At 72.5% G+C, this 19,516-nt stretch carries 20 protein-coding genes; 8 read left to right on the top strand and 12 right to left on the bottom strand.

All coding sequences use genetic code 11. From position 1 onward, the window contains the following. Positions 1-28 precede the first annotated feature (28 nt). The 4 genes from EDD29_RS10250 to EDD29_RS10235 all read left to right on the top strand — a co-directional run bounded on the left by EDD29_RS10250 (position 29) and on the right by EDD29_RS10235 (position 4,381). Positions 29-1,345, top strand: a complete 1,317-nt coding sequence (locus EDD29_RS10250) for an FMN-binding glutamate synthase family protein (RefSeq protein ID WP_123664169.1) — start codon at positions 29-31, stop codon at positions 1,343-1,345. Further along, positions 1,342-2,529 (top strand): NAD(P)/FAD-dependent oxidoreductase, encoded by a 1,188-nt coding sequence (locus tag EDD29_RS10245; protein WP_123664168.1) that lies wholly within the window; start codon positions 1,342-1,344, stop codon positions 2,527-2,529. Before EDD29_RS10250 ends, EDD29_RS10245 begins: the two co-directional genes overlap by 4 nt. A 140-nt stretch (positions 2,530-2,669) precedes the next feature. After that, on the top strand, positions 2,670-3,755 hold the full coding sequence (locus tag EDD29_RS10240) for an S-(hydroxymethyl)mycothiol dehydrogenase (RefSeq protein ID WP_123664167.1): 1,086 nt from the start codon (positions 2,670-2,672) through the stop codon (positions 3,753-3,755). Further along, positions 3,752-4,381 carry an MBL fold metallo-hydrolase gene (locus EDD29_RS10235; protein ID WP_123664166.1) on the top strand — a complete coding sequence of 210 codons (630 nt, stop codon included), beginning with the start codon at positions 3,752-3,754 and terminating at the stop codon, positions 4,379-4,381. The genes EDD29_RS10240 and EDD29_RS10235 overlap by 4 nt, the downstream gene beginning before the upstream one ends. Positions 4,382-4,482: 101 nt before the next feature. Here the strand turns inward: EDD29_RS10235 and EDD29_RS10230 are convergent, their stop codons facing one another. Then, positions 4,483-5,694: an oxygenase MpaB family protein gene (locus EDD29_RS10230; protein ID WP_123664165.1), complete on the bottom strand. Its 1,212-nt coding sequence runs from the start codon at positions 5,692-5,694 to the stop codon at positions 4,483-4,485. A gap of 346 nt (positions 5,695-6,040) precedes the next feature. On the opposite strand from EDD29_RS10230, the gene EDD29_RS10225 reads away from it, so the two are divergent. After that, on the top strand, positions 6,041-7,198 hold the full coding sequence (locus tag EDD29_RS10225; RefSeq protein ID WP_123664164.1) for a TetR/AcrR family transcriptional regulator: 1,158 nt from the start codon (positions 6,041-6,043) through the stop codon (positions 7,196-7,198). A 14-nt stretch (positions 7,199-7,212) separates the two neighbouring features. On the opposite strand, the gene EDD29_RS10220 is transcribed toward EDD29_RS10225, so the two are convergent. The 3 genes from EDD29_RS10220 to EDD29_RS45365 all read right to left on the bottom strand — a co-directional run bounded on the left by EDD29_RS10220 (position 7,213) and on the right by EDD29_RS45365 (position 10,693). Continuing rightward, entirely contained in the window at positions 7,213-8,454 is a 1,242-nt protein-coding gene (locus tag EDD29_RS10220) for a GNAT family N-acetyltransferase (protein WP_123664163.1), read from the bottom strand. A 127-nt stretch (positions 8,455-8,581) separates the two neighbouring features. Next, the gene (locus EDD29_RS10215; RefSeq protein WP_211359628.1) at positions 8,582-9,727 is read right to left on the bottom strand and encodes an MFS transporter; all 1,146 of its coding nucleotides are present in this window, start codon (positions 9,725-9,727) and stop codon (positions 8,582-8,584) included. A 492-nt stretch (positions 9,728-10,219) separates the two neighbouring features. Continuing rightward, entirely contained in the window at positions 10,220-10,693 is a 474-nt protein-coding gene (locus EDD29_RS45365) for a hypothetical protein (protein ID WP_170201346.1), read from the bottom strand. A gap of 37 nt (positions 10,694-10,730) precedes the next feature. Between EDD29_RS45365 and EDD29_RS10210 the strand changes: the two genes are divergently transcribed. From EDD29_RS10210 to EDD29_RS10200, 3 genes are all read left to right on the top strand, one after another. Further along, a complete protein-coding gene (locus EDD29_RS10210) occupies positions 10,731-11,420 on the top strand; it encodes a nitroreductase family protein (protein ID WP_123664161.1) in 690 nt (229 codons plus the stop codon). Between the two features lie 9 nt (positions 11,421-11,429). Further along, positions 11,430-11,840 carry an acyl-CoA thioesterase gene (locus EDD29_RS10205; RefSeq protein ID WP_123664160.1) on the top strand — a complete coding sequence of 137 codons (411 nt, stop codon included), beginning with the start codon at positions 11,430-11,432 and terminating at the stop codon, positions 11,838-11,840. Between the two features lie 94 nt (positions 11,841-11,934). Beyond that, a complete protein-coding gene (locus tag EDD29_RS10200; protein ID WP_170201345.1) occupies positions 11,935-12,537 on the top strand; it encodes an NUDIX domain-containing protein in 603 nt (200 codons plus the stop codon). Positions 12,538-12,557: 20 nt separating this feature from the next. Here the strand turns inward: EDD29_RS10200 and EDD29_RS10195 are convergent, their stop codons facing one another. The 8 genes from EDD29_RS10195 to EDD29_RS10160 all read right to left on the bottom strand — a co-directional run bounded on the left by EDD29_RS10195 (position 12,558) and on the right by EDD29_RS10160 (position 19,439). Further along, a complete protein-coding gene (locus EDD29_RS10195) occupies positions 12,558-13,208 on the bottom strand; it encodes a DUF1275 family protein (protein ID WP_170201344.1) in 651 nt (216 codons plus the stop codon). 229 nt (positions 13,209-13,437) lie between these two features. Beyond that, complete coding sequence (locus EDD29_RS10190) at positions 13,438-13,722, bottom strand: hypothetical protein (RefSeq protein ID WP_123664157.1); 285 nt, start codon at positions 13,720-13,722, stop codon at positions 13,438-13,440. Between the two features lie 3 nt (positions 13,723-13,725). Then, positions 13,726-13,983 carry a hypothetical protein gene (locus tag EDD29_RS10185; protein ID WP_123664156.1) on the bottom strand — a complete coding sequence of 86 codons (258 nt, stop codon included), beginning with the start codon at positions 13,981-13,983 and terminating at the stop codon, positions 13,726-13,728. A 267-nt stretch (positions 13,984-14,250) separates the two neighbouring features. After that, positions 14,251-14,859, bottom strand: a complete 609-nt coding sequence (locus tag EDD29_RS10180) for a TetR/AcrR family transcriptional regulator (protein ID WP_123664155.1) — start codon at positions 14,857-14,859, stop codon at positions 14,251-14,253. A 19-nt stretch (positions 14,860-14,878) separates the two neighbouring features. Beyond that, positions 14,879-15,634 carry an SDR family oxidoreductase gene (locus EDD29_RS10175; protein WP_123664154.1) on the bottom strand — a complete coding sequence of 252 codons (756 nt, stop codon included), beginning with the start codon at positions 15,632-15,634 and terminating at the stop codon, positions 14,879-14,881. A gap of 46 nt (positions 15,635-15,680) precedes the next feature. Then, positions 15,681-16,820 carry an ARPP-2 domain-containing protein gene (locus EDD29_RS10170; RefSeq protein WP_123664153.1) on the bottom strand — a complete coding sequence of 380 codons (1,140 nt, stop codon included), beginning with the start codon at positions 16,818-16,820 and terminating at the stop codon, positions 15,681-15,683. Then, positions 16,817-18,208, bottom strand: coding sequence for a hypothetical protein (locus tag EDD29_RS10165; RefSeq protein ID WP_123664152.1), 1,392 nt, complete (start codon positions 18,206-18,208; stop codon positions 16,817-16,819). Before EDD29_RS10165 ends, EDD29_RS10170 begins: the two co-directional genes overlap by 4 nt. A 241-nt stretch (positions 18,209-18,449) precedes the next feature. Next, a complete protein-coding gene (locus EDD29_RS10160) occupies positions 18,450-19,439 on the bottom strand; it encodes a BMP family ABC transporter substrate-binding protein (protein ID WP_123664151.1) in 990 nt (329 codons plus the stop codon). Positions 19,440-19,516 lie beyond the last annotated feature (77 nt).

Below are 19,516 nucleotides of genomic sequence, written 5' to 3'. Positions count from 1 at the left end.
ACCCCACCGAAGCCGACGGGAGCCCCCGATGAACCACACCTTCCCGCCCTCCGTCATCGCCGAGATCCAGCAGCGCGCCTCCCTCGGCAGGTACGCCATCCGCGGCCTCGGCGCCCGCCGGGCCGTCCCCACCTTCGACGACCTCCTCCTGCTCACCGCCTCCGCGTCCCGCTACCCGCTGGAGGGGTACCGCGAGAAGTGCGCCACCCGGACGGTCCTCGGGGCGCGCAACGCGGCCGAGCCCGTGGTGCTCGACATCCCCATCACCATCGCGGGCATGTCGTTCGGGGCGCTGTCCGCGTCCGCCAAGGACGCCCTCGGCAGGGCCGCCTCCGAGGTCGGCACCTCCACCACCACCGGCGACGGCGGTATGACGCCCGAGGAACGGCAGTCGTCCAAGACCCTCGTCTACCAGTGCCTGCCTTCGCGGTACGGCTTCGATCCCGACGACCTGCGCAAGGCCGACGCCGTGGAGATCGTCCTCGGGCAGGGCGCCAAGCCGGGCGGCGGAGGCATGCTCCTCGGACAGAAGGTAGGGCCGCGCGTCGCCTCGATGCGGACCCTTCCCGAGGGCATCGACCAGCGGTCGGCGAGCCGCCACCCCGACTGGACCGGCCCCGACGACCTCACCATCAAGATCCTCGAACTGCGCGAGGCCACCGACTGGCGCATCCCCGTCTACGTCAAGGTCGGGGCGACCCGGGTCGAGCACGACGTGAAGCTCGCCATCGCGGCGGGCGCCGACGTGGTCGTCGTGGACGGCATGCAGGGCGGCACCGCGGCCACCCAGGACGCCTTCATCGAGCACACCGGCATCCCGACCCTCGCCGCCGTCCGGCTGGCCTCCGACGCCATCGCCGAGGTCGGCGCCGACGTCCAGCTGATCATCTCCGGCGGCGTCCGCAGCGGCGCGGACGTCGCCAAGGCCCTCGCGCTGGGCGCCGACGCCGTCTCGATCGGCGTGGGGTCGCTCATCGCGCTCGGCTGCAACGACTCGGCGTACACCGACGAGTCAGGCGCCCGGGTCGACGTCACCGGGGACTACAAGAAGCTCAAGGTCCTTCCCGGCGGCTGCGCCGAATGCCACACCGGGGCCTGCCCCGTCGGGATCGCCACCCAGGAGCCCGCGCTGGAGCGGCGCCTCGACCCCGGCCTCGGCGCCGAGCGCGTCGCCAACTACCTGCGCTCCCTCGTCATGGAGACGACCATGCTCGCGCGCGCCTGCGGCAAGTCCGACGTGCACCGGCTGGAGCCCGAGGACCTCGTCGCGCTCACCATCGAGGCCGCGGCCATGGCCCGGGTGCCGCTCGCCGGGACCTCCTGGATCCCCGGGGTGACTGGATGAACGCGTCCGGCACTGATGTCGTCATCGTCGGGGGCGGGCTCGAAGGGGTGTCGGCCGCCCGCGTCCTGGCCTCCCGGGGCGTCTCGGTCACCGTGCTGGAACGCGCCACCGTCGGCTCCGGCGGGACCGGGAAGTCCAGCGGGATCGTCCGCTGCCACTACGGCGTGCCCTCCCTCGCCGCCATGGCCTGGAAGAGCATCGAGCTGTTCGACAACGCGGAGGAGGTACTCGGGGAGGACGTCGGCTTCCGGCGCTCGGGCTACGTCGTCGGGGTGGGCGACCAGAACGCCGCGGCCCTTCGGGCCAACCTGGAGATGCACCGGGGCCTCGGCGTCGACGTCCGCGAGATCGGCCACGACGACGTCAAGGAGATGTGGCCCGCCGCCTACACCGAGGACTTCGCGGCCTTCGGGTACGAGCCCTTCGGCGGCCACGGCGACGCGTACTCCACCGCGCAGGCGTTCGCGGCGGCGGCCCGGCGTGACGGGGCCGTCATCCGGCAGGGCGCGCCGGTCGCGGCGATCGTCGCGGACTCGGGCAAGGTGACCGGGGTGCGGCTCGCCGACGGGGAGTTCGTCGCCGCGGGCACCGTCGTGCTGGCGGCCGGACCCTGGTCGGCGGCGCTCGCCGCGCCGCTCGGGATAGATCTGCCGATCCGGGCCATGCGCGAGCAGATCCTGATCATCGACCCGGGCGAGTACGTAGGGGATGTACCCGTCTTGTCGGACCTGGTGTCGCTGCAATACGTCCGAGCGGAGACGGGCGGGAAACTCCTCTTCGGGAACAGCGACCTGTCCGAGCCGGAATGGGCGGATCCCGACGCCTACCGCAACGGGGCCGAGACCGCGTTCATGGAGCGGACCGCGGCCCGGCTAGAGCACCGCTTCCCCGGGCTCATCAACGCGGGCTTCACCGGAGGGTACGCGGGCTGCTACGACGTCACCCCGGACTTCAACCCGATCATCGCGCCCGCCGGCGTCGCCGGGCTCGTCATCGCAGCGGGGTTCTCCGGGCACGGGTTCAAGATCTCCCCCGCGGTCGGCGAGCTCGTCGCCGACCTCGTCCTGGAAGGCGACAGCCTCGACCCGCAGGTGCCCGCCGCCGACTTCCGCCTCGAACGCTTCGCCGAAGGAAAGCCGCTGACCAGCCTGAACCCCTACATCGGCGCGGGCGAGATGCGCTGACGGGGTTTTCCACAGGCCGTTCCTCGGCTGTCGGTGATCAGTGGCATGATCGGGTGATGCGGGCTCCCACCGGAGTCCGCGGGCGGCGAACGGGGTACGGCGTACCCGTCACCACCCCGATACGAAGAAGGAGCAAGACCATGGCACAGCGCGTCCGCGGGGTCATCGCGCCCGGTAAGAACGAGCCGGTCCGGGTGGAGACGATCATCGTCCCGGATCCCGGTCCGGGCGAGGCCGTCGTGAAGATCCAGGCGTGCGGCGTTTGCCACACCGACCTGCACTACAAGCAGGGCGGGATCAACGACGACTTCCCCTTCCTGCTCGGGCACGAGGCCGCGGGTGTCGTGGAGTCGGTCGGCGAGGGCGTCACGGAGGTCGCGCCGGGTGACTTCGTGGTGCTGAACTGGCGTGCGGTCTGCGGGCAGTGCCGGGCGTGTCTGCGGGGGCGTCCGCAGTACTGCTTCAACACCCACAACGCCAAGCAGAAGATGACGCTGGAGGACGGCACCGAGCTGTCCCCCGCGCTGGGCATCGGGGCTTTCGCGGAGAAGACGCTGGTCGCGGCCGGGCAGTGCACGAAGGTCGACCCGGCCGCCAAGCCGGAGGTCGCGGGGCTGCTGGGCTGCGGCGTGATGGCCGGGATCGGTGCCGCGATCAACACCGGCGGGGTGACGCGCGGCGATTCGGTGGCGGTCATCGGCTGCGGCGGTGTCGGTGACGCGGCGATCATGGGCTCCCGGCTGGCCGGGGCGCGGAAGATCATCGCGGTCGACATCGACCCGCGCAAGCTGGCCAAGGCGGTCGAGCTGGGCGCGACCCACACGGTCAACTCGCGGGAGACCGACGCGGTCGAGGCGATCCGGGAGCTGACCGAGGGCAACGGCGCGGACGTCGTCATCGAGGCCGTCGGCCGGCCGGAGACCTACGAGCAGGCGTTCTACGCCCGCGACCTCGCCGGCACCGTCGTCCTCGTCGGCGTCCCCACCCCGGACATGAAGATCGAACTCCCGCTGCAGGAGGTGTTCGGCCGCGGCGGCTCCCTCAAGTCGTCCTGGTACGGCGACTGCCTGCCCTCCCGCGACTTCCCCATGCTGGTGGACCTCCACCTCCAGGGCCGCCTCGCCCTCGACGCCTTCGTCTCCGAGACCATCTCGCTGGACGACATCGAAGCCGCCTTCGAGAAGATGCACCACGGCGAGGTCCTGCGCTCGGTGGTGATCCTGTGAGCGAGTCCATCACCCACCTCGTCACCTCCGGCCGGTTCTCCCTGGACGGCGGCACCTGGGACGTCGACAACAACGTCTGGATCCTCGGCGACGACCACGAGGCCATCGTCATCGACGCCGCCCACGACGCCGCCGCCATCGAGCGGGCGCTGAACGGCCGACGGTTGAAGGCGATCGTCTCCACCCACGCCCACAACGACCACATCGACGCCGCCCCCTCCCTGGCCGCGGCCACCGGCGCGCCGATCCTGCTGCACCCCGACGACCAGGTCCTGTGGGACCAGACCTGGCCCGACCGCAAGCCCGACGGAGAACTCGCCGACGGCCAGGTCATCGAAGTCGGCGGCCTGACGCTCCGGGTCCTGCACACCCCCGGCCACGCCCCCGGAGCCGTCTGCCTCTACGCCCCCGACCTCGGCACCGTCTTCACCGGCGACACCCTGTTCAACGGCGGCCCGGGCGCCACCGGCCGCTCCTTCTCCGACTTCCCGACCATCATCACCAGCATCCGCGAACGCCTCCTCACCCTCCCGGGCGAGACCGCCGTCCGCACCGGCCACGGCGACTCCACCAGCATCGGCGGCGAGTCCCCCCACCTGGAGGAGTGGATCGCCCGAGGCCACTGACCACCCGGTGGGCCGCCCCAGCGCGGCCCACCGGCCCCGGGGACGGGAGCGCCCCGCGGCTCGGGGGGCGAGGCGCGGGGCGCGGTGTGGGGGCGCGGAGGTCAGGCGCCGGGGCGGTTCGCGGAGGGGAGGGTGATGGGGGTCTGGGTGGCGGAGGCGCCGTTGTTGAGGTACATCATGGAGATGCCGCGGACGAAGCCGTCGAACAGGTTGAAGCTGCTGGGGACGATGAGCGTGCTGCCCTCGCGGAACGCGACGTAGATCGGCCAGTTGACCTTGATCAGGGCGCGCGAGATGAGGTCGGTCGGGAGGCCGAGCCAGCTCCAGTAGGTGTCGCCGATCAGGTAGCGGACCATCTCGCTGACGAAGCCCGTGCTCAGGTCCGTGCCGAGCCCCTTCACCGCGTCGAGCAGCTTCTGGGCCAGGTCGTTGCCCTCGGCCGTGGGGGCGACCCTGGGCCACAGCATCTGCTGCGCCTGCGCCTTGGCGTCGGCCCAGGTCTGCGGGATGAACTGGTCCTGGACGCCGAGCAGGCTGAGGGCGACCTGCCAGGCGTGCAGGTCCGCGACCTCCTCCGAGGCCGTGGTCCGGACGCCCCACTTCTCCAGGTTGTTGTACGCGACGGTGGCCACCGAGTGGAACGTGACCAGGATGTCGCCGTTGCTGATCGGCAGCGGCTGGTCCGCGGTCGCCTGGAAGTGCGGCGACAACGGGAGCAGCTTGCGGACCATGGCGTGCACCAGGCGCGTCTTGTTGGCGGTGGTGATGAAGGAACCCGTCGGGTCGAAGGCCTTCTCGTTGTGCAGGTCGTACCCGAAGGTGAAGGTCTTCGCCGCGCGGTCCTGCATGTTGGCACCGCCCGCGGACCAGTACACCGAGCGGGCCTCCCGCGGGATCACGGTGCTGAGGAACCCGCTGCCGAGGCTCTCGGAGATGAAGAGGTAGCCGCTGAGGCGCTTGTAGAGGGCCTGCGCCTTGGCGAGCTTGGCGGGGTCGGCCCACGTGGGGAGCTTGTTGACCTGCTGCAGGTACGAGGTCAGGTAGGCCGGCATGCCGGCCGGCAGCGGGTCTCTGTTGAGGCGCCAGGAGTTCCAGGCGGCGTTGACCGCCGGGATCGAGCCGTCGGCGAGCAGCTGGGCCGCCACCTGCTCCGCCGCGGGGTCCCACACCTGGAACGGGTCGGTGACCGTGTCGGCGTGCGCGATCGAGCCCGCGGACGACCACGACCACACCGAGGGCGCCTCGAGCGCCACGCTCGTCAGGCCCAGGGCGGCGCCGAGCGTCAGGACACGCCTTCTGCTGAGATTCTCCATTTACTTACCTACTTCCGCGTAGGGCAAGGCGCATCGAAACACGCTGTGCCGCGAGGGGTGGTGGCGGATCCACAGGGGATGAGGTCGATCTTGGGGAGGTGAATCTCGATTAACATAACTAGGCGAATCGAGAACGGCAAGGCCCAGTTTCAGGTGATTTTTCGGGTGCTGGGACGACCGCTCCTCAGCAGGCTGTTCGTCCGGAAAGTCCGGCCAGGCGAGCCGAAACCGCCTCCGCTCCAGGGCGATTCATCGCATGGTGACCGACTTTGCACGCATGGCCAGCACCCTGTGGTTGACTTGCGCATATGGTCACGTTCGTCGGCACGTCCCACCGAGTGTCGCCATGACTCCGGGGACGGGCGCGGCCACCCGACCGCGCAACCGCAAGCAGTTGATCATCGAATCCGCGGGCCCGGTGTTCAGCGAGCGGGGCTACCACGCGGCGTCCATGGAGGAGATCGCCGCCGGAGTGGGCATCACCGCGGCGGCGCTGTACCGGCACTTTCCGAACAAGTACGCGCTGTTCGCCGAGTGCGCGAACGGGATGGTGGAGCGGCTCGCGGGGGCGCTCGACGAGGTGCGCCCCGAGGCCTCACTGGCGGAGGTGCTCGGCGCGGTGGTCGCGGTGACGGTGGAGCGCCGGGCGTCGGGCGGCGTGTACCGGTGGCTGGCCCGGTATCTGAACGACGCCGACCGCAGGCGGGTCAGGCAGAAGTTCGCGCAGGTCGTCGGCCGGGTCTCGGTGGCGGTGCGCCGCGAGCACCCGCTGCCTTCGGAGGGGCTGCGCACCGTCGCGGCACTCGGCGCGATCGGGTCCATCACGACGCATCACACCGTCATCGCCCAGCGCCGGCTCGAAGAGGTGCTCCTTTCGGCCGCGCTCCGGGCGGCGGCGACCGATCCGAGTGCGGGGCGGGCGTGCTCGGCGGCCCTGCCCGCCCAGCCCGTGCCGCGTACGCGACGGGCGGAGATCCTCGCGGCTGCCATCCCCCTGTTCGCCCAGGACGGGTTCGCCAACGTCACGAGCGGACAGATCGCGAAGGAGGTCGGACTGGCCCCTTCCGCGCTCTACAAGCACTATTCCAGCAAAGCCGACATCCTGGCCGCGGCCTGCCTTCAGGCCGCCGGAATCCTCGCCCAGGCCGTCGACCAGAGCCTCCACGACGTGGCCGACCCCCACGAGGCGGTGCACGCGCTGGCGGCGACCTATGTGGCCTACAGCTTCGAGTACACCGCGATGACCAGCGTCGCCAGGGCCGAGATGCCCGGACTGCCGCCGGACGTGCGCCAACCGCTCGCCCTCGCCCAGCGCGAGCACCTCGCCATCTGGGAGCAGCAGCTCTGCCTGGCCCGCCCCGACCTGGACCCGCGCCAGGCGAGGATCCTGGTCCACGCGGGCCTCGGCGTGGTCGTCGAGGTCGGCCGCGCCCTCCACTGGGAGGACACTCCCGACCACCGGAACACCGTCACCGCCCTGATCGTGGGAGCCCTGGGCCTGTAGGGCCGAGGGACGGCTCAGAAAACGTCGGGGCACCAGGGGCGAACGGGGGTGCCGAAGAGGAGGTCGGCGCGGGTGGCGGCGCCGGGCGTCTCCTCGGCGAGGCGAGAGGTGGCCAGAAGCCTTACCGGGGACTCGTCGCCCAGCCAGAGGGTGCCCAGGGCGCCCAGGGGGAGGGTGAGGTCGGCGGAGCGGGTCGTGGGGGCGCAGGTCGCGCCGTCGGGTGAGGCGGCCAGGTGGAAGCGGCCGCCGGAGAGGCCCAACGGGTCGTGGACGTCGAGGACGAGATCGCCGGAAGCCCGGTAGGCGCGGGCTTCCAGCAGGCGCGGGACGTCCAGGGGGCGCAGCCACAGGTGGTCGTAGGAGGCCCGGGCGAGGGCGGCGCGCGGGTCGCCGAGCCACTGCGGGAACGGGTCGTCGGGCGCACGGCATCCCGTGCGGACCCTGACGACCCAGTCTATGGAGCACAGGTGACGCCAAAGGGCGCGTTCCGCCTCAGGGGTGACGGCGATGAGGTCCTGCACACTGAGGGTGGCGGCCGGACGGCTGCCGTCCCATCGCCCGTCGGAACGGTACGTCGCCAGGCCGTCGAGGACGCCGCCGGCGGAGAGGTACATGAGGTGGACGGGCGTGCTCCACGCCTCGTGCGGCGGCCGGTAGGCGCCCACGAGCTTGCGCCAGAAGACGTCCGGACGGGTGATGACACCGTGCCGCGCCGCGCGCAGCCGCTCGTGCAGCCCCGGCCCCTCGGCGAGTACGCGGTCCGCGTCGGCGTGTACGAGAACGCCTTCGGGAGGGTTCGACCAGCCTTTGCCGACTCCGGCGCGGGGCACGTCGATCTCGCTCTCGGTGAGCCAGGCCGCCGGACCGAATCCGAACCGCCCGTAGATGGGATATTCGGCGGCGATCAGCGAGGAGAGCACGTCTCCGCGTTCGCGGGCCGCGCGCAGGTCCCTGGTCATCATCTCCGAGAGCAGGCCGCGCCGCCGGTGCGTCGGCGTGACGGTCACCCGGGTGACCGCGCTGGACTCCACCTGCCGACCGCCGACCGCGGTGACCTCGTGCCGGAAGCTCTGGTAGGTCGCCACGCACCGCGCGCCGTCGAACGCGCCCAGCGCCCACCCGGGCCGGGTGATCTGCGCGGCGAGGAAGGCCACGTCCTTCTCGGCGGCCACCGGGTCGGTGTGGAAGCCCGTGTGGACGGCCCTCCGGAACTCCGCCACCTCATCGGACCGCACCTCACGGATCTCCACGCCCACGGCTGCCCCTCTCGTCGGATCTCCGACGCTATCCCGCCCGTCCACCGGTTTTCGATCACCCGCCGCACGGGCTCGGCGAGGTCGGCGAGAACGGCGAGCCGACGTTTCCCCTCACGGAAGGAACCGCCTAAGGCACTGTGGCAAGGGTGCTCCGCCGGGAGATGGCGACCAGGGCGAGCGCCGCCACGGCGGCGAAGGCGAGGGCGAAGGTGGCGGTCACGCCGTACGGGTCGAGAAGGATCCCCGAGAGCGCGGCGCCCGCCGCGACCCCGCCGTTGTTCGCCGTGGACACCCACGTGTTGGCCTCCGTCGGCGAGACGCCGGACTTCTCGGTGAAGGAGGCGAGGAGAAGGTAGGCGGAGGTGAACAGGGGCGCGAGGGCGAGTCCCATGACGAAGACGACGGCTCCCGCGGCGATCGGCCCCGGTCCGAAGGCGAGCGGCGCGAAGGCGAGGGCGAAGACGACGAGGAGCCGGACGAAGCGGGTGGTGAGAGGGCTCCGCCAAGCGCGCCGCCCGTACCAGAGGCCGCCCAACGCGCTCCCCGCCGAGAGCAGGGCGAGGAGCACGCCGCCCGCCTCGGCGGAGCCCGCCCGGTCGGCCAGGTAGGGCAGCGCGACGTCCAGGACGCCGACCGCCAGGCCCACCCCGGCGAAGGAGAGGACGAGGGTGCGCAGGCCCGGGAAGGACAGCGGACGTACGGGTGACTTCTCTTTTCCCGGCACGGGCGGGTCCGCGGGCGCGGTCGCCTTCGCCGTCACGAAACCCGCGGCCCCGACGGCGAGGAGCCCCGCGACGGCGGCCATCGCCCACACGGGCCCGGCCAGCGCGAGGAGCGCGGCGGCCCCGAGCGGCCCCGCCGTGAACACCACCTCCTCGGCGACGGAGTCGAGCGCATAGGCGGTCTGGAGGAGGCGCGGCTCGTCCCTGAGGATCTCCGCCCACAGCACGCGCATCACGGGCCCGAGCGGCGGCGCGAAGGCCCCCGCGACGGCCGCCGCGGCGACGAGCGGGCCCGTCCCCGACCCTGTCAGGGCGAGCCCGACGACCGCGCCGAGTCCGAGGACGTAGGGCACGGCGAGCCGGACGAGCCCGCGCCGCGCGCCCACCCGGTCCAGCAGCCGGGCGCGGGCCGGGGCGAAGACCGTCAGGGTCGCCGACAGCGCCCCCGAGACCAGCCCCGCCGCCCCGTACGACCCCGTGGCGTCCCGCACGAGCAGGATCAGCGCCAGCGGCAGCACCGCGTACGACATCCGCGCCGTGCAACTCGCCACGAACGGCACCCGGGCCGAACGAACCGCCCACACGCCCCGATAACCGACCACTGCCCTGTCCGCTCCCCGCGCTCGCCCGATACCGCCCGTGACCACGGGCTTCTCAGCACACCCTGAAGGCCGAGCGGACCGTCACATCGGCGAAGACCTCCCCACAGGCACCCGGAGCGAGACGCGACACCCCACTTCACACCGGGTGCACCACCCCCGTCAACCGGCCTCCGCATTCTGTCGGAGCCGCATGCGACCATGCGCTCCGTGACCGCACCCGCACGAGGAGCGCGCAGCCGACGCGGGAGGGGCCGACCGATGAGGACCCGGCGGACGACGGTGCGGCGCATGGCACCGGGACAGGGCCCAGTCGCGAAGGACGGGCACCGGGCCGGGTCCGGGCCCGCCCCGGCCTGGACCACGCCCGCGAGGAGGTGCGGGTGAGGGGATGTCGCGGCCCCATCGAGCAGGCCGGTACCGGAGGGGGGGCGGGCGGTGGGGTCAGGGGTCCAGGCGGAGGCGGAGGCGGTAGGCGTTCGGGGAGATGGGGGTGTCGCTGTGGGGTTCGGGGAGGAGGGACAGGAGGGTGAGGCGGTAGGGGCCGAGGGGGGTGGGTCCGGCGGAGGCGGCGGTGAGGGTGTGCAGGGTGAGGGGGCCGTGCGAGGTGGTGAGGTGGATCGTGGCGTCGCCCGCCCAGACGCAGTCGACGTCGACGGGGCAGCGGCTGTCGGCCGAGACGCCGGTGAAGGCGATGGTCAGGGAGGCGCCGGAAAGGGCGGCGGAGGATCCGGGGGCGAGGGTGAACTCGCGGCCGGCGGCGACGGTCCGGGTGGCGCCGGGCGACACCGTGGGCTCTCCGGAAGCGGGATGCGCGGGGACCGACAGCGGCGTGCGCCGCGGCTCCGGGCCGGACGAGCAGGCCGGAGCCGCCGCCAGGAGGGCGACGAGAAGGAGGAGCGGCGCGGGACGGCTCATGGGTTAAGCCTCGCATGCCCCGTGGGAGCATTCCGGTATGGAGTTGCTCAAGGCGTTGCGCGGGACCGCCGCGATCAGGGATTTCACCGACGAGCCGGTGCCGGACGAGGTGCTGTACCGGATTCTGGACTCGGCGAGGTTCGCGCCCAGCGGGGGCAACAACCAGGGCTGGCGGGTCGTCGTGGTGAAGGACCCGGCACTGCGGGCCGAGCTGCGGGATCTGTACGCGAAGGCGTGGCGCGACTATGTCGCGATCGGCGAGGCGGGCCTGCGCGCGTGGTCGCCGACGGCCGACCGGGAGGCCGAGGCCGCGGCGATCGCGGCGGGCCCGAAGCACGAGCCGCGCGGCGAGTTCGTGCGGAACCTGGACAAGGTCCCCGCGATGCTCGTGGTCCTCGGGCACCTCGACGTGCTGGCCGCGGTCGACCGCGACCACGACAGGTACACCTTCGCCGGGGGCGGCTCCCTCTACCCGTTCGTGTGGAGCCTGCTGCTCGCCGCGCGCGAGGAGGGCCTGGGCGGCGTCATGACCACGATGCACGTCCGCGAGGAGAACGCGGTCCGGGAGCTGCTGGGGGTGCCGGAGAACTTCGCGCTGGTCTCGACGGTCTTCCTCGGCCACCCGGTCGAGCGGCCCACCCGTCTCAAGCGCTCCGAAGTGCCGGATTTCGCCTGGATCGACGCGTTCGGCGGCCCGCCTCTCAGCCCGGAAGTTACCGGATCGTAGGATGCCGACGTGACTTACCGGTACTGGGTGGACGTGCCCACCCGCTGGAACGACAACGACATGTACGGCCACATGAACAACGTCATCCATTACGAGATGATGGACACCGTGGTCAACACCTGGCTGATCCGCGAGGCCGGATTCGACCCCCGGGACGGCGACGTCATCGGCATGTGCGTGGCGTCCCGCTGCGAGTACAAGGCCGAGGCCGCCTTCCCCGAGATCCTCCGCGTCGGCATGCGCATCGGCAAACTCGGCACCTCCAGCGTCCGCTACGAGGTGGGCCTCTTCCGCGCCGACGGCGAGACCCTCATCGCCGCCGGCGACTTCACCCACGTCTTCACCGACCGGTCGACCCACCGCCCGGTCCCCATCTCGGGCAAGATGCGCGAGGCCATGGAGGCACTCGCCGAATCCTGACCCGCCCGCGCCCCGCCCCGCCTCCGGCCTCGCAGCCGAGCCCGGAACAGGACCCGCCCGGCCGGCTCGACGGAAGGGCGGGATGATGTCGGATGTGAGCGACATCTGCGACACGGCTTCGGCCGGGGTGATCATCAGTGACGCCGAGGGGCGCCTGCTGCTGCTGACGCGGGCCACCGCGCCGGCCGGGGTGGCGCCCGCGGCGGGGCACGTGTTCGACGGGCACGAGATCAGCGGGGACGACGGCGGTCTCGATGTGGAGGCGTCGTTCCGGGCCGCGGCGATCGCGGAGCTCGCCGAGGAACTCGGGCTGACGGTCCGGGACGCCGAGATGTCCGAGGTCACCGGCGGATGGCGCCCCTCGCCGTGCCGCCGCGCGCTGCCCCCCGGACGGGAGCCCGGCCACGAGTGGCGGGTGTACCGCGCCGACGCGGCCGCGGTGACCGGCGTGCTCGCACCCGACCCGCAGGAGGCCGCCGGCGCACGCTGGTACACCCCCGCCGAGGTCCAGGCGCTCGCCGACCGGACCGGCGCCCAGGCGACGGGCACGGTCTCCGACGCGGACTTCGCGGCCGATCCCGGCATCCAGGCCGTCTGGGTCCGCTGGCTCGCCGACGCCGGCCTCGTCGCCGTCCCCGAACACGTCCTCGACGCCATCGACCGCATGCTCGTCCACCAGGCCCTCACCTGCCGCTGACGCCTTCCACGGTTCGGGCGTCAGGGGTCCGTGCGGTTCGCCAGGGCGTCGTGGCGGAGGTGGAGCGCCAGCGCGCAGGCGAGCAGGAAGGCGGGGAGGACGGCCACGAGCGGGCTGTGCAGGAGCAGGAGGCAGCCTCCCAGGGCCGCGCCGAGGGCGAGGGCGCCGATCTGGCGGACCAGCGCGCCCCGGTCGGCCTTTCCCGCGACGAGGTCGCGGACGCCGACGGTGAGCATCCCCGTCATGTAGGTGGTCACGACGGGAAGGCGCAGGGCGGTCACGCTCTGGCCCCCCATGGCCGCCGACGCCAGGGCGAGCAGCGCGGAGGACGCCCAAGGCCCCGGCTCGCCTCCGGCCGCCAGCCACCCCACCCCCACGACGAGGAGAAGGCAGAGCTCGCACACGAGCGGCCACGTGAGCGACCCCTCCGGCCGCCGCCACACCCGGGCCCATACCGCGGCCCCGACCGCGAACGCCACCACCGCCACCACCGCGGGCACGACCCGCGCCGCGTCCCGCGCCGTCACCCCCCACGCCGCGTTCACGAAGTTCCCGGTGACGATCCCGGCGAAGGCCCCGCCCAACGTCGCGACGGCCAGCAGGTCCGTGGCCCCCGCACAGGCCGCCAGCACCGCCGCCGCCCACCGCGCGACCCCCGCCTGCTCCCCCACGCCCGCCTCCCGAGCCGATTCCCACCCGAGAGCTACCCAGGCCGCCCCACCCTCGACCCGAGCCGACGCCCCGCAAGAGCCGGCGAAGCCCCGCAAGAGTCGGCGAAGCCCCCTCAAGATCGGCAGCCGCGACCCGGGTCGGCAGAACAGCCGTCTGCGCCCGCGCCCGGACGGGCCGACGAGGGGCGACGCGGCAGGATCCGGAGCGATGCGGGGTCGGGCGGGCGGGTCAGAGGTGGGTGCTGTCCACGATCTGGTGGATGTGGACCTCTTCGTCCAGGTCCGGCTCGGTGCGGTGGATCGAGACGAAGACGTGGAGGCGCTCCCCCGGGCGGATCTCCAGGAGGTCGGGCTCGGTCGGGTGGGGTTCGCGCCAGAAACGGCGTTCCCAGGTGCCGTCGGCGAAGGAGGCGAGGAGGCGTCCCAGGCGCCGGTGGTGGTCCTCGTTCAGGGAGCGGGTGAGGAACCCGGCCACGGCGGCATGACCTTCGGCGGTCAGGCGCAGTGGCCGCATGCGCTACTCCCGGCGGGCCCGGAGGATCTGGCGGAGGTCGGTACGCGATTCCAGCCGCACCATCCCCTCCACACTGTCGGCAAAAGTGACGAGATGGTCAACCTGGGAGGTACGGCGGTACGCCTCCACTCTGCGGTAGAGGCTCCGGAACAGTTCGCGCTGCTCGTCCGCCGTCAGCGCGTCCCAGACGGCCATGGCGCGCGCGACCTGGGGATCGTCCTTGCCGGGCGTCCCTTCACGGCTGTACTCGACGGCTCCCACGCGCGCCTCCCTGTCCGCTCGGTGACATCCGCGTTGAACCTAGCCGTGCCGGGAGGACCGGGGAGCGAATTCCGCGAAGCGATATGAACCACATCTTTCCCTCGACGGGCGGCGATCACCGCGCCGGTGAGGCGGCTCGGCTGCCCGCGCGCCGCCCGCGGCACCCGGCGCCCGGCTCGTTCGACGGCGTCGCGAGAACGCGCGAAGCGGAGGGGATCGCCCGGAGGCGGAGCGCCGACTCGAAGCGGAGGGTCTCGCGCGATCCCGTCAGGGGCGGAGGAGGCGGAGGGCCAGGTGGGTGTAGGAGGTGGCGATCTGGGTGGGGCTGCGGCGGCGCTGGGAGGGGTACCAGCGGGCGACGTCGATGGCCAGGGACATGAGGGCGAGGGCCGCGGTGGGGGCGTCGTCGGGGGCGAAGGCGCCGGAGGCGACGCCCTCGGTGACGGCGTCGGCCAGGAAGGACTCGGTGTCGCGGCGGATCTTGAGGAGGGCGCGCTGGTGGTCGGGGGCCAGGGAGGGGTGTTCGTACTGGATGGTGCGGGCGAGCGAGTGGTGCTCGGCGTGGAAGAGGACCGACGCCTCGACGATGGCGGCGACCCGGGCCGACGGGTCGGGGCCCGCGGCGTCGGCGGCGGCGCGGACCCGCGCGAAGTGGACCTCGTGGCCGGTGCGGGCGATCTCGAAGAGGAGGTCTTCCTTGGTCGGGAAGTGCATGTAGAGCGCGGCGGGGCTCATCCCGGCGCGTTGCGCGATCGCCCGGGTGGACGTGCCGTGGTAGCCGTTCTCGCCGAACGTCTCGAGCCCGGCGACGAGCAGCCGCTGCGCCGTCGCGGGCAGCCCGGCCCACGCCTCCTCGACGGTCAGGGCCGTGCTCACCGCGCCGTGCCTTTCCAGCTCACGCGACGATCAGGCCGCCGTCCACGGGGATCACCGCGCCGTTGACGAAGGCGCCGGCGCGGCTCGACAGGTAGACGGCGACGCCGGCCATGTCGTCGGGGCGGCCGATCCGCTTGACGGGGACGGCCTGGGCGATGAGGTCGCCGAAGGCGTCGAGGGTCGCGGCCATCATCTTGGACTCGAACGGGCCGGGGGCGACCGCGTTCACGGTGATGCCCTGCGGGCCGAGTTCCTTGGCGAGGACGCGGGTGAGCTGGTGGAGGCCGGCCTTGGACGCGGTGTAGGAGTAGCGCTCGCCCGGCGTCATGATGCCGTCGACGGAGCCGATGTTGATGACGCGGGCCGGGTCGTCGGGGGTCGCGGCCGCGCGTAGGTTCGGCAGGAGGGCGCGGGTGAGGAAGAACGGCGACTTGAGGTTGAGGTCGAGGACCTTGTCCCAGGCCGAGGCGGGGAACTCCTCGATGGGCGCGCCCCAGGTGGCGCCGGCGTTGTTGACGAGGATGTGCAGGGGGCCTTCGACGGTCGCGGCGAGGGCCTTGCAGCCCTCCTCGGTGGACACGTCGGCGGGGATGCCCTCGACCTCGCCGTACTGCGCGAGTTCCTTGACGGCCTCGGCGACCGCTTCGGCCTTGCGGGAGCTGATGACGACCCTGGCCGCGCCCGCCTGGAGGAGACCGCGCGCGATCATCAGTCCGATGCCCCGGGTACCGCCCGTGACCAGCGCGTTCTTGCCGTCCAATCGGAACAGGTCCATGCCGTTGCTCCTCGCCTCGCCGTGATCGTCGGCAGTCTATCCGGGGTCATCCGCGCCGGGCGGCGGAGAGGTAGCCGTCGAGGACGTCCTGGCGCATCATGGCGCCGAACCCCGCGGCGACGACGCGCAGCGCGAGCTGGACCTCGGTGAGGGCGAGCGCCTCCGCGGTGCGGCCGAGGTGCCAGTCGTGCGCGGACAGGGACGCCAGGAGGTGGCCGCGGCGGGTCTGTGCCTCGGACAGCCGGAAGGTCTTCAGGTAGGCGAGGGCGCCGTCGCCGTCCGCGGTGATCATCTCGCCGATGTGGTTCTCGCGGCGGCGGGTGAAGGACGGGAGGAACCGGGACAGGCTGAACCTGGCGAGGCCGTGGACGTTCTCGTAGGTGTAGGAGTCGTCGAGAAGGCCGCGGGCCATGACGTCGTCGTGGAAGCCCGCCCAGCCGTCGACTTGCCCTAGCGCCGCCGCCCGCAGGTCGCCCAGCGACTTGATGGACGGGTCGTCCAAGCGCGCGGCGAAGTCCGGCACGGGGCCGCTGAGCAGCGCGTAGTGGTGGATGAGCTCGCCGAAGAGGTCCTGCACGACGGTGGGGTGCAGGACCCGGTAGTCGGCCGGGTGCGGGACGACGAAGGCCGCGGCGAGTGCGTCGGCGGCGTAGACGAGGACGCCGCACTGGCCCGGGTGGATCTCGAAGATCCGGAGGGCGTCCTCGAGGCCGTGGATAGCGGCGCCCCGGTAGGCCTCCTCCGCGCGCGGGGAAAGGCCGCGCCGCAGCGCCTCGGCCGACCACTGCTCCCACGCGACGGCCGGGCCGCGGAAGTGCAGCGCGAGGTAGCCCTCCATGGCCAGGTGCAGGGGCAGGAAGCGCAGCCGGTTCGGCTCGACGCGGCGGGCCATCCGCCGGTGGACGCGCACGGGCACGCGCGGGGGCGGCGCGGCGTCGGAGGTCAGCCGGGTGCCGTAGGCCGCGGCGGGGGTGCCGTCGTCGGTCCAGGAGGCGACGAACCCGTGCGGGATGTACGACGCGTAGGTGGTCCGCCGGCCCACGTCGACGATCCCGTACGCGTCGTAGACGCGCGGGTGCAGCCGCAGGTCCTCGATGGGCTCGTCCCGCACCAGCGGGACGAGCCGGATGCCGCCCCAGACCTGGGACGGCCTCGTGCGCAGGCCGGTGAGGGCGAGCCCCGTCACGGGACCTCCCCGAGGAAGGCGGCGACACGGGCCGCGAGGTGGGCGTTGAGTTCGGTGATCCCGGTGCGGCCTTCGGCGAACCTGGCGAGTTCGGCGAGCGCGGGCAGGTTCTCGGCGTCGCGGATCCCGGCCGTCGGGACGGTCGGGGCGAGCCGCCGGACGTCGAAGGTCGCGGCGTCGTAGACGGGATTGAGGTGCACGATCGAGCAGGCTCCGGAAGGGTCGAGGCGGGTACGCCATACCCGGAGGACCTCCCCGGCGAGTCCGGGCGGGGCGTTGTCCCAGCCGTCGGAGACGATGACGAGCCTTGCGGGGCGGTGCTCCAGGCCGTCGAGGACGCGGAGGCCGAGCGGGGTCGGGCCTTCGGCGCGGGCGAGGAGCGCGTCGGTACGGCCCGAAACCCACAGCGGGACGTACTGCGCGGCGAGGGCTTCGAGCAGATGGTGGCACGCGAGGGCGACGGCCAGGGGACGCCGCCGCTTCTGGGCCGAGCCCGAGGCGGAGTAGCTGTCGTCGAGGACCGCCGCGACCTTCCCCCACGTCCCCGCGGCGTCCCCCGCGGTGCGCAAGGCGGCGGCGCGCAGGGCGCCCGTGAGCTCGGCCCTCCGCTCGACGCGTTGGGCGACGGGCAGGGACAGCACGTACAGGGCGAGCCGGGTGAGCGGCATTCCCGAGAGGTCCGCCTCGACGGCCTCGCCGCCCGACTCCTGGAGCCGCAGCCTCTCCAGCCGGGTGAGGCGGGGCGCGATGCCCTTCAGGAAGGCGTCCCGCTCGAGGCCGCGCCGCGCGGCGAACCCCTCCGCGGCGGTGTAAGGCAGCTCGTAGAGGGCTTCCTTCTCGTAGTGCGCGCGACGCCAGGATTCGAGGATCGGGGTCCGGTACGCGGCGGGCTTGAGCGGGGTGAACAGGAACGTGCCGAGTTCACCGTCGAGGGCGAGGTGCGCGTGCTTGACGGCGTCCTTGAGCCCGGCCCGGTACTTGACGGCGTCGAAGGCGAGGTCGGGACGGCCGCGCAGCCAGTCCCGGATGATCGCGCGGACCCTGCGGTTGTTGATCCCGGCCTTCCGCAGTTCGCGGAACAGCCGGTAGACGCGCTGCGGAGGCAGCTCCTTGAGGCGGCGTCCGATGAGCGCGCCTTCCAGCGCGCTGAGTCCGCCCGCGCCGAGGAGGTTCCGGATGACGCGGGCCGCGTTGTGGTCGTTGACGTCGAGCGCCAGGGCCGCGGCGTAGAACTCGCGGTAGTTGCCCAGCAGATAGCTGTGCAGGAATCCGAGGGAAAGGCCCTGCTCGTGCTGCCCCGCGTGGAATTCCCGCTGTCCCGTTCCGGTGATCGCCGCGTTGACGAACAGCAGCACGTCCTCGGCGGCGATGAGCTCGCCCGTGTCCACCCGGCCTCCCCGAAATCGCGGGTGTCGGCCGGGGAAGGGAGGCGGGAACTGCGAAATCATCGCTTTAAAGGCAAGCTCCGGAAGTCCCGCCGAAGTCCCACGGCCGACCCCGGAACGGTAACACCGCCCCACTTCGGATCCCTCAGGGTTTTTCCCGTCGGCCGGGGCGGCGGGCCGAGGCCGCGGACACCGAAAAGGCTCCCCGCGGCCGAAGCCGCGGGGAGCCGGGAGCCGGGAGGCGTCAGCCGAGCTTGACGGTGCCGTCCGCGAGGGCCTGCTTGACCTCGTCCATCTTCGCGGTGACCTCGGGGGAGGCGTCGCAGAGGACGAAGTCGGTGGCGCCGGTGCCAGAGGCGACGCCGAAGGGGACCTGCTCGGCCTTGAAGGAGCCGTCGAGGACCGCCTTGACCGCGTACTCCAGCTCGAAGCCGGTGTCGCTCTTCACGTAGCCCGCGTAGCCCTTCTCGGTGCCGCACTCCTTGACCAGGGGGCCGCCGACGATGACCGCGTCGCCACCGAGCGCGGCCTGGACGAGGCCCTGCTTGCCGAGGTTGAGCTGCTGGCCGAAGACGTCCGCGCCGGTGCCGACGGCGGCCTGTCCGGCCTGCTGGGCCTTGGCGACGTCGTTGAAGTCGCCGACGTACTGGGCCTTGACGACCTCGACCTTCGGGTCGACCTGCTCGGCGCCCTGCTCGAACGCCTCGGCGGTCTTCACGATCGCGGGGAGTTCGAGGCCGCCGACGAAGCCGACCTTGCCCTTCTTCGTGATCAGGGCGGCGTAGGCGCCGGCGAGGTAGCCGCCGTCGGCCTGGACCGGGTCGTAGTAGGCGAGGTTGGCGAGCGGCTCGGCGTCGGACGGGCCGCCGATCTCGACGAACTTGACGTCGGGGAAGGTCGGCGCGACCTGGCGCAGCACCGAGTCGGTCTGGCCGCCGAAGGAGACGACGAGGTCGGAGCCGGTGGCGAGGCGCGTCAGGACCTGCTGGTAGTCGGCCTGGGCGACCTGCTCGACCTTGGTCAGCGCGACCTCGCCGCCCTGGGCCTTCTCGATCCGCTGGTAGCCCTCGTAGCCGGACTGCATGAAGCCGTCGTCGGAGAGCGAGCCGGGGAACATGACGCCGACCTTGAGCTTCTCGTCGCCCGAGCCGCCGCCGGTCTCCTCACTTCCGCCGCAGGCGGTGGCGGTGAGGCCGAGCGCGAGCAGGGCTGCGGCGAGTGCGGTCTTTCGCATCGGGTGACTCCTCCGTGGGGGCGGTTATTGGTATACCGTTAAGTGAAGCGGGCGATCGTTTCCGGCGGATTTCGCCG

It is taken from the genome of Actinocorallia herbida, from assembly GCF_003751225.1.
GTDB classification, from domain to species: Bacteria; Actinomycetota; Actinomycetes; order Streptosporangiales; family Streptosporangiaceae; genus Actinocorallia; species Actinocorallia herbida.
This window is presented reverse-complemented; position numbering and strand designations above follow the sequence as displayed.

What these genes read in the sequence shown, in the direction of transcription:
- EDD29_RS10175 (WP_123664154.1), bottom strand. Translation starts at nt 15,634, where the DNA reads ATGGACCTGTTCCGATTGGACGGCAAGAACGCGCTGGTCACGGGCGGT.
- EDD29_RS10190 (WP_123664157.1), bottom strand. Translation starts at nt 13,722, where the DNA reads ATGCGGCCACTGCGCCTGACCGCCGAAGGTCATGCCGCCGTGGCCGGG.
- EDD29_RS10210 (WP_123664161.1), top strand. Translation starts at nt 10,731, where the DNA reads ATGGAGTTGCTCAAGGCGTTGCGCGGGACCGCCGCGATCAGGGATTTC.
- EDD29_RS45365 (WP_170201346.1), bottom strand. Translation starts at nt 10,693, where the DNA reads ATGAGCCGTCCCGCGCCGCTCCTCCTTCTCGTCGCCCTCCTGGCGGCG.
- EDD29_RS10160 (WP_123664151.1), bottom strand. Translation starts at nt 19,439, where the DNA reads ATGCGAAAGACCGCACTCGCCGCAGCCCTGCTCGCGCTCGGCCTCACC.
- EDD29_RS10240 (WP_123664167.1), top strand. Translation starts at nt 2,670, where the DNA reads ATGGCACAGCGCGTCCGCGGGGTCATCGCGCCCGGTAAGAACGAGCCG.
- EDD29_RS10245 (WP_123664168.1), top strand. Translation starts at nt 1,342, where the DNA reads ATGAACGCGTCCGGCACTGATGTCGTCATCGTCGGGGGCGGGCTCGAA.
- EDD29_RS10250 (WP_123664169.1), top strand. Translation starts at nt 29, where the DNA reads ATGAACCACACCTTCCCGCCCTCCGTCATCGCCGAGATCCAGCAGCGC.
- EDD29_RS10225 (WP_123664164.1), top strand. Translation starts at nt 6,041, where the DNA reads ATGACTCCGGGGACGGGCGCGGCCACCCGACCGCGCAACCGCAAGCAG.
- EDD29_RS10230 (WP_123664165.1), bottom strand. Translation starts at nt 5,694, where the DNA reads ATGGAGAATCTCAGCAGAAGGCGTGTCCTGACGCTCGGCGCCGCCCTG.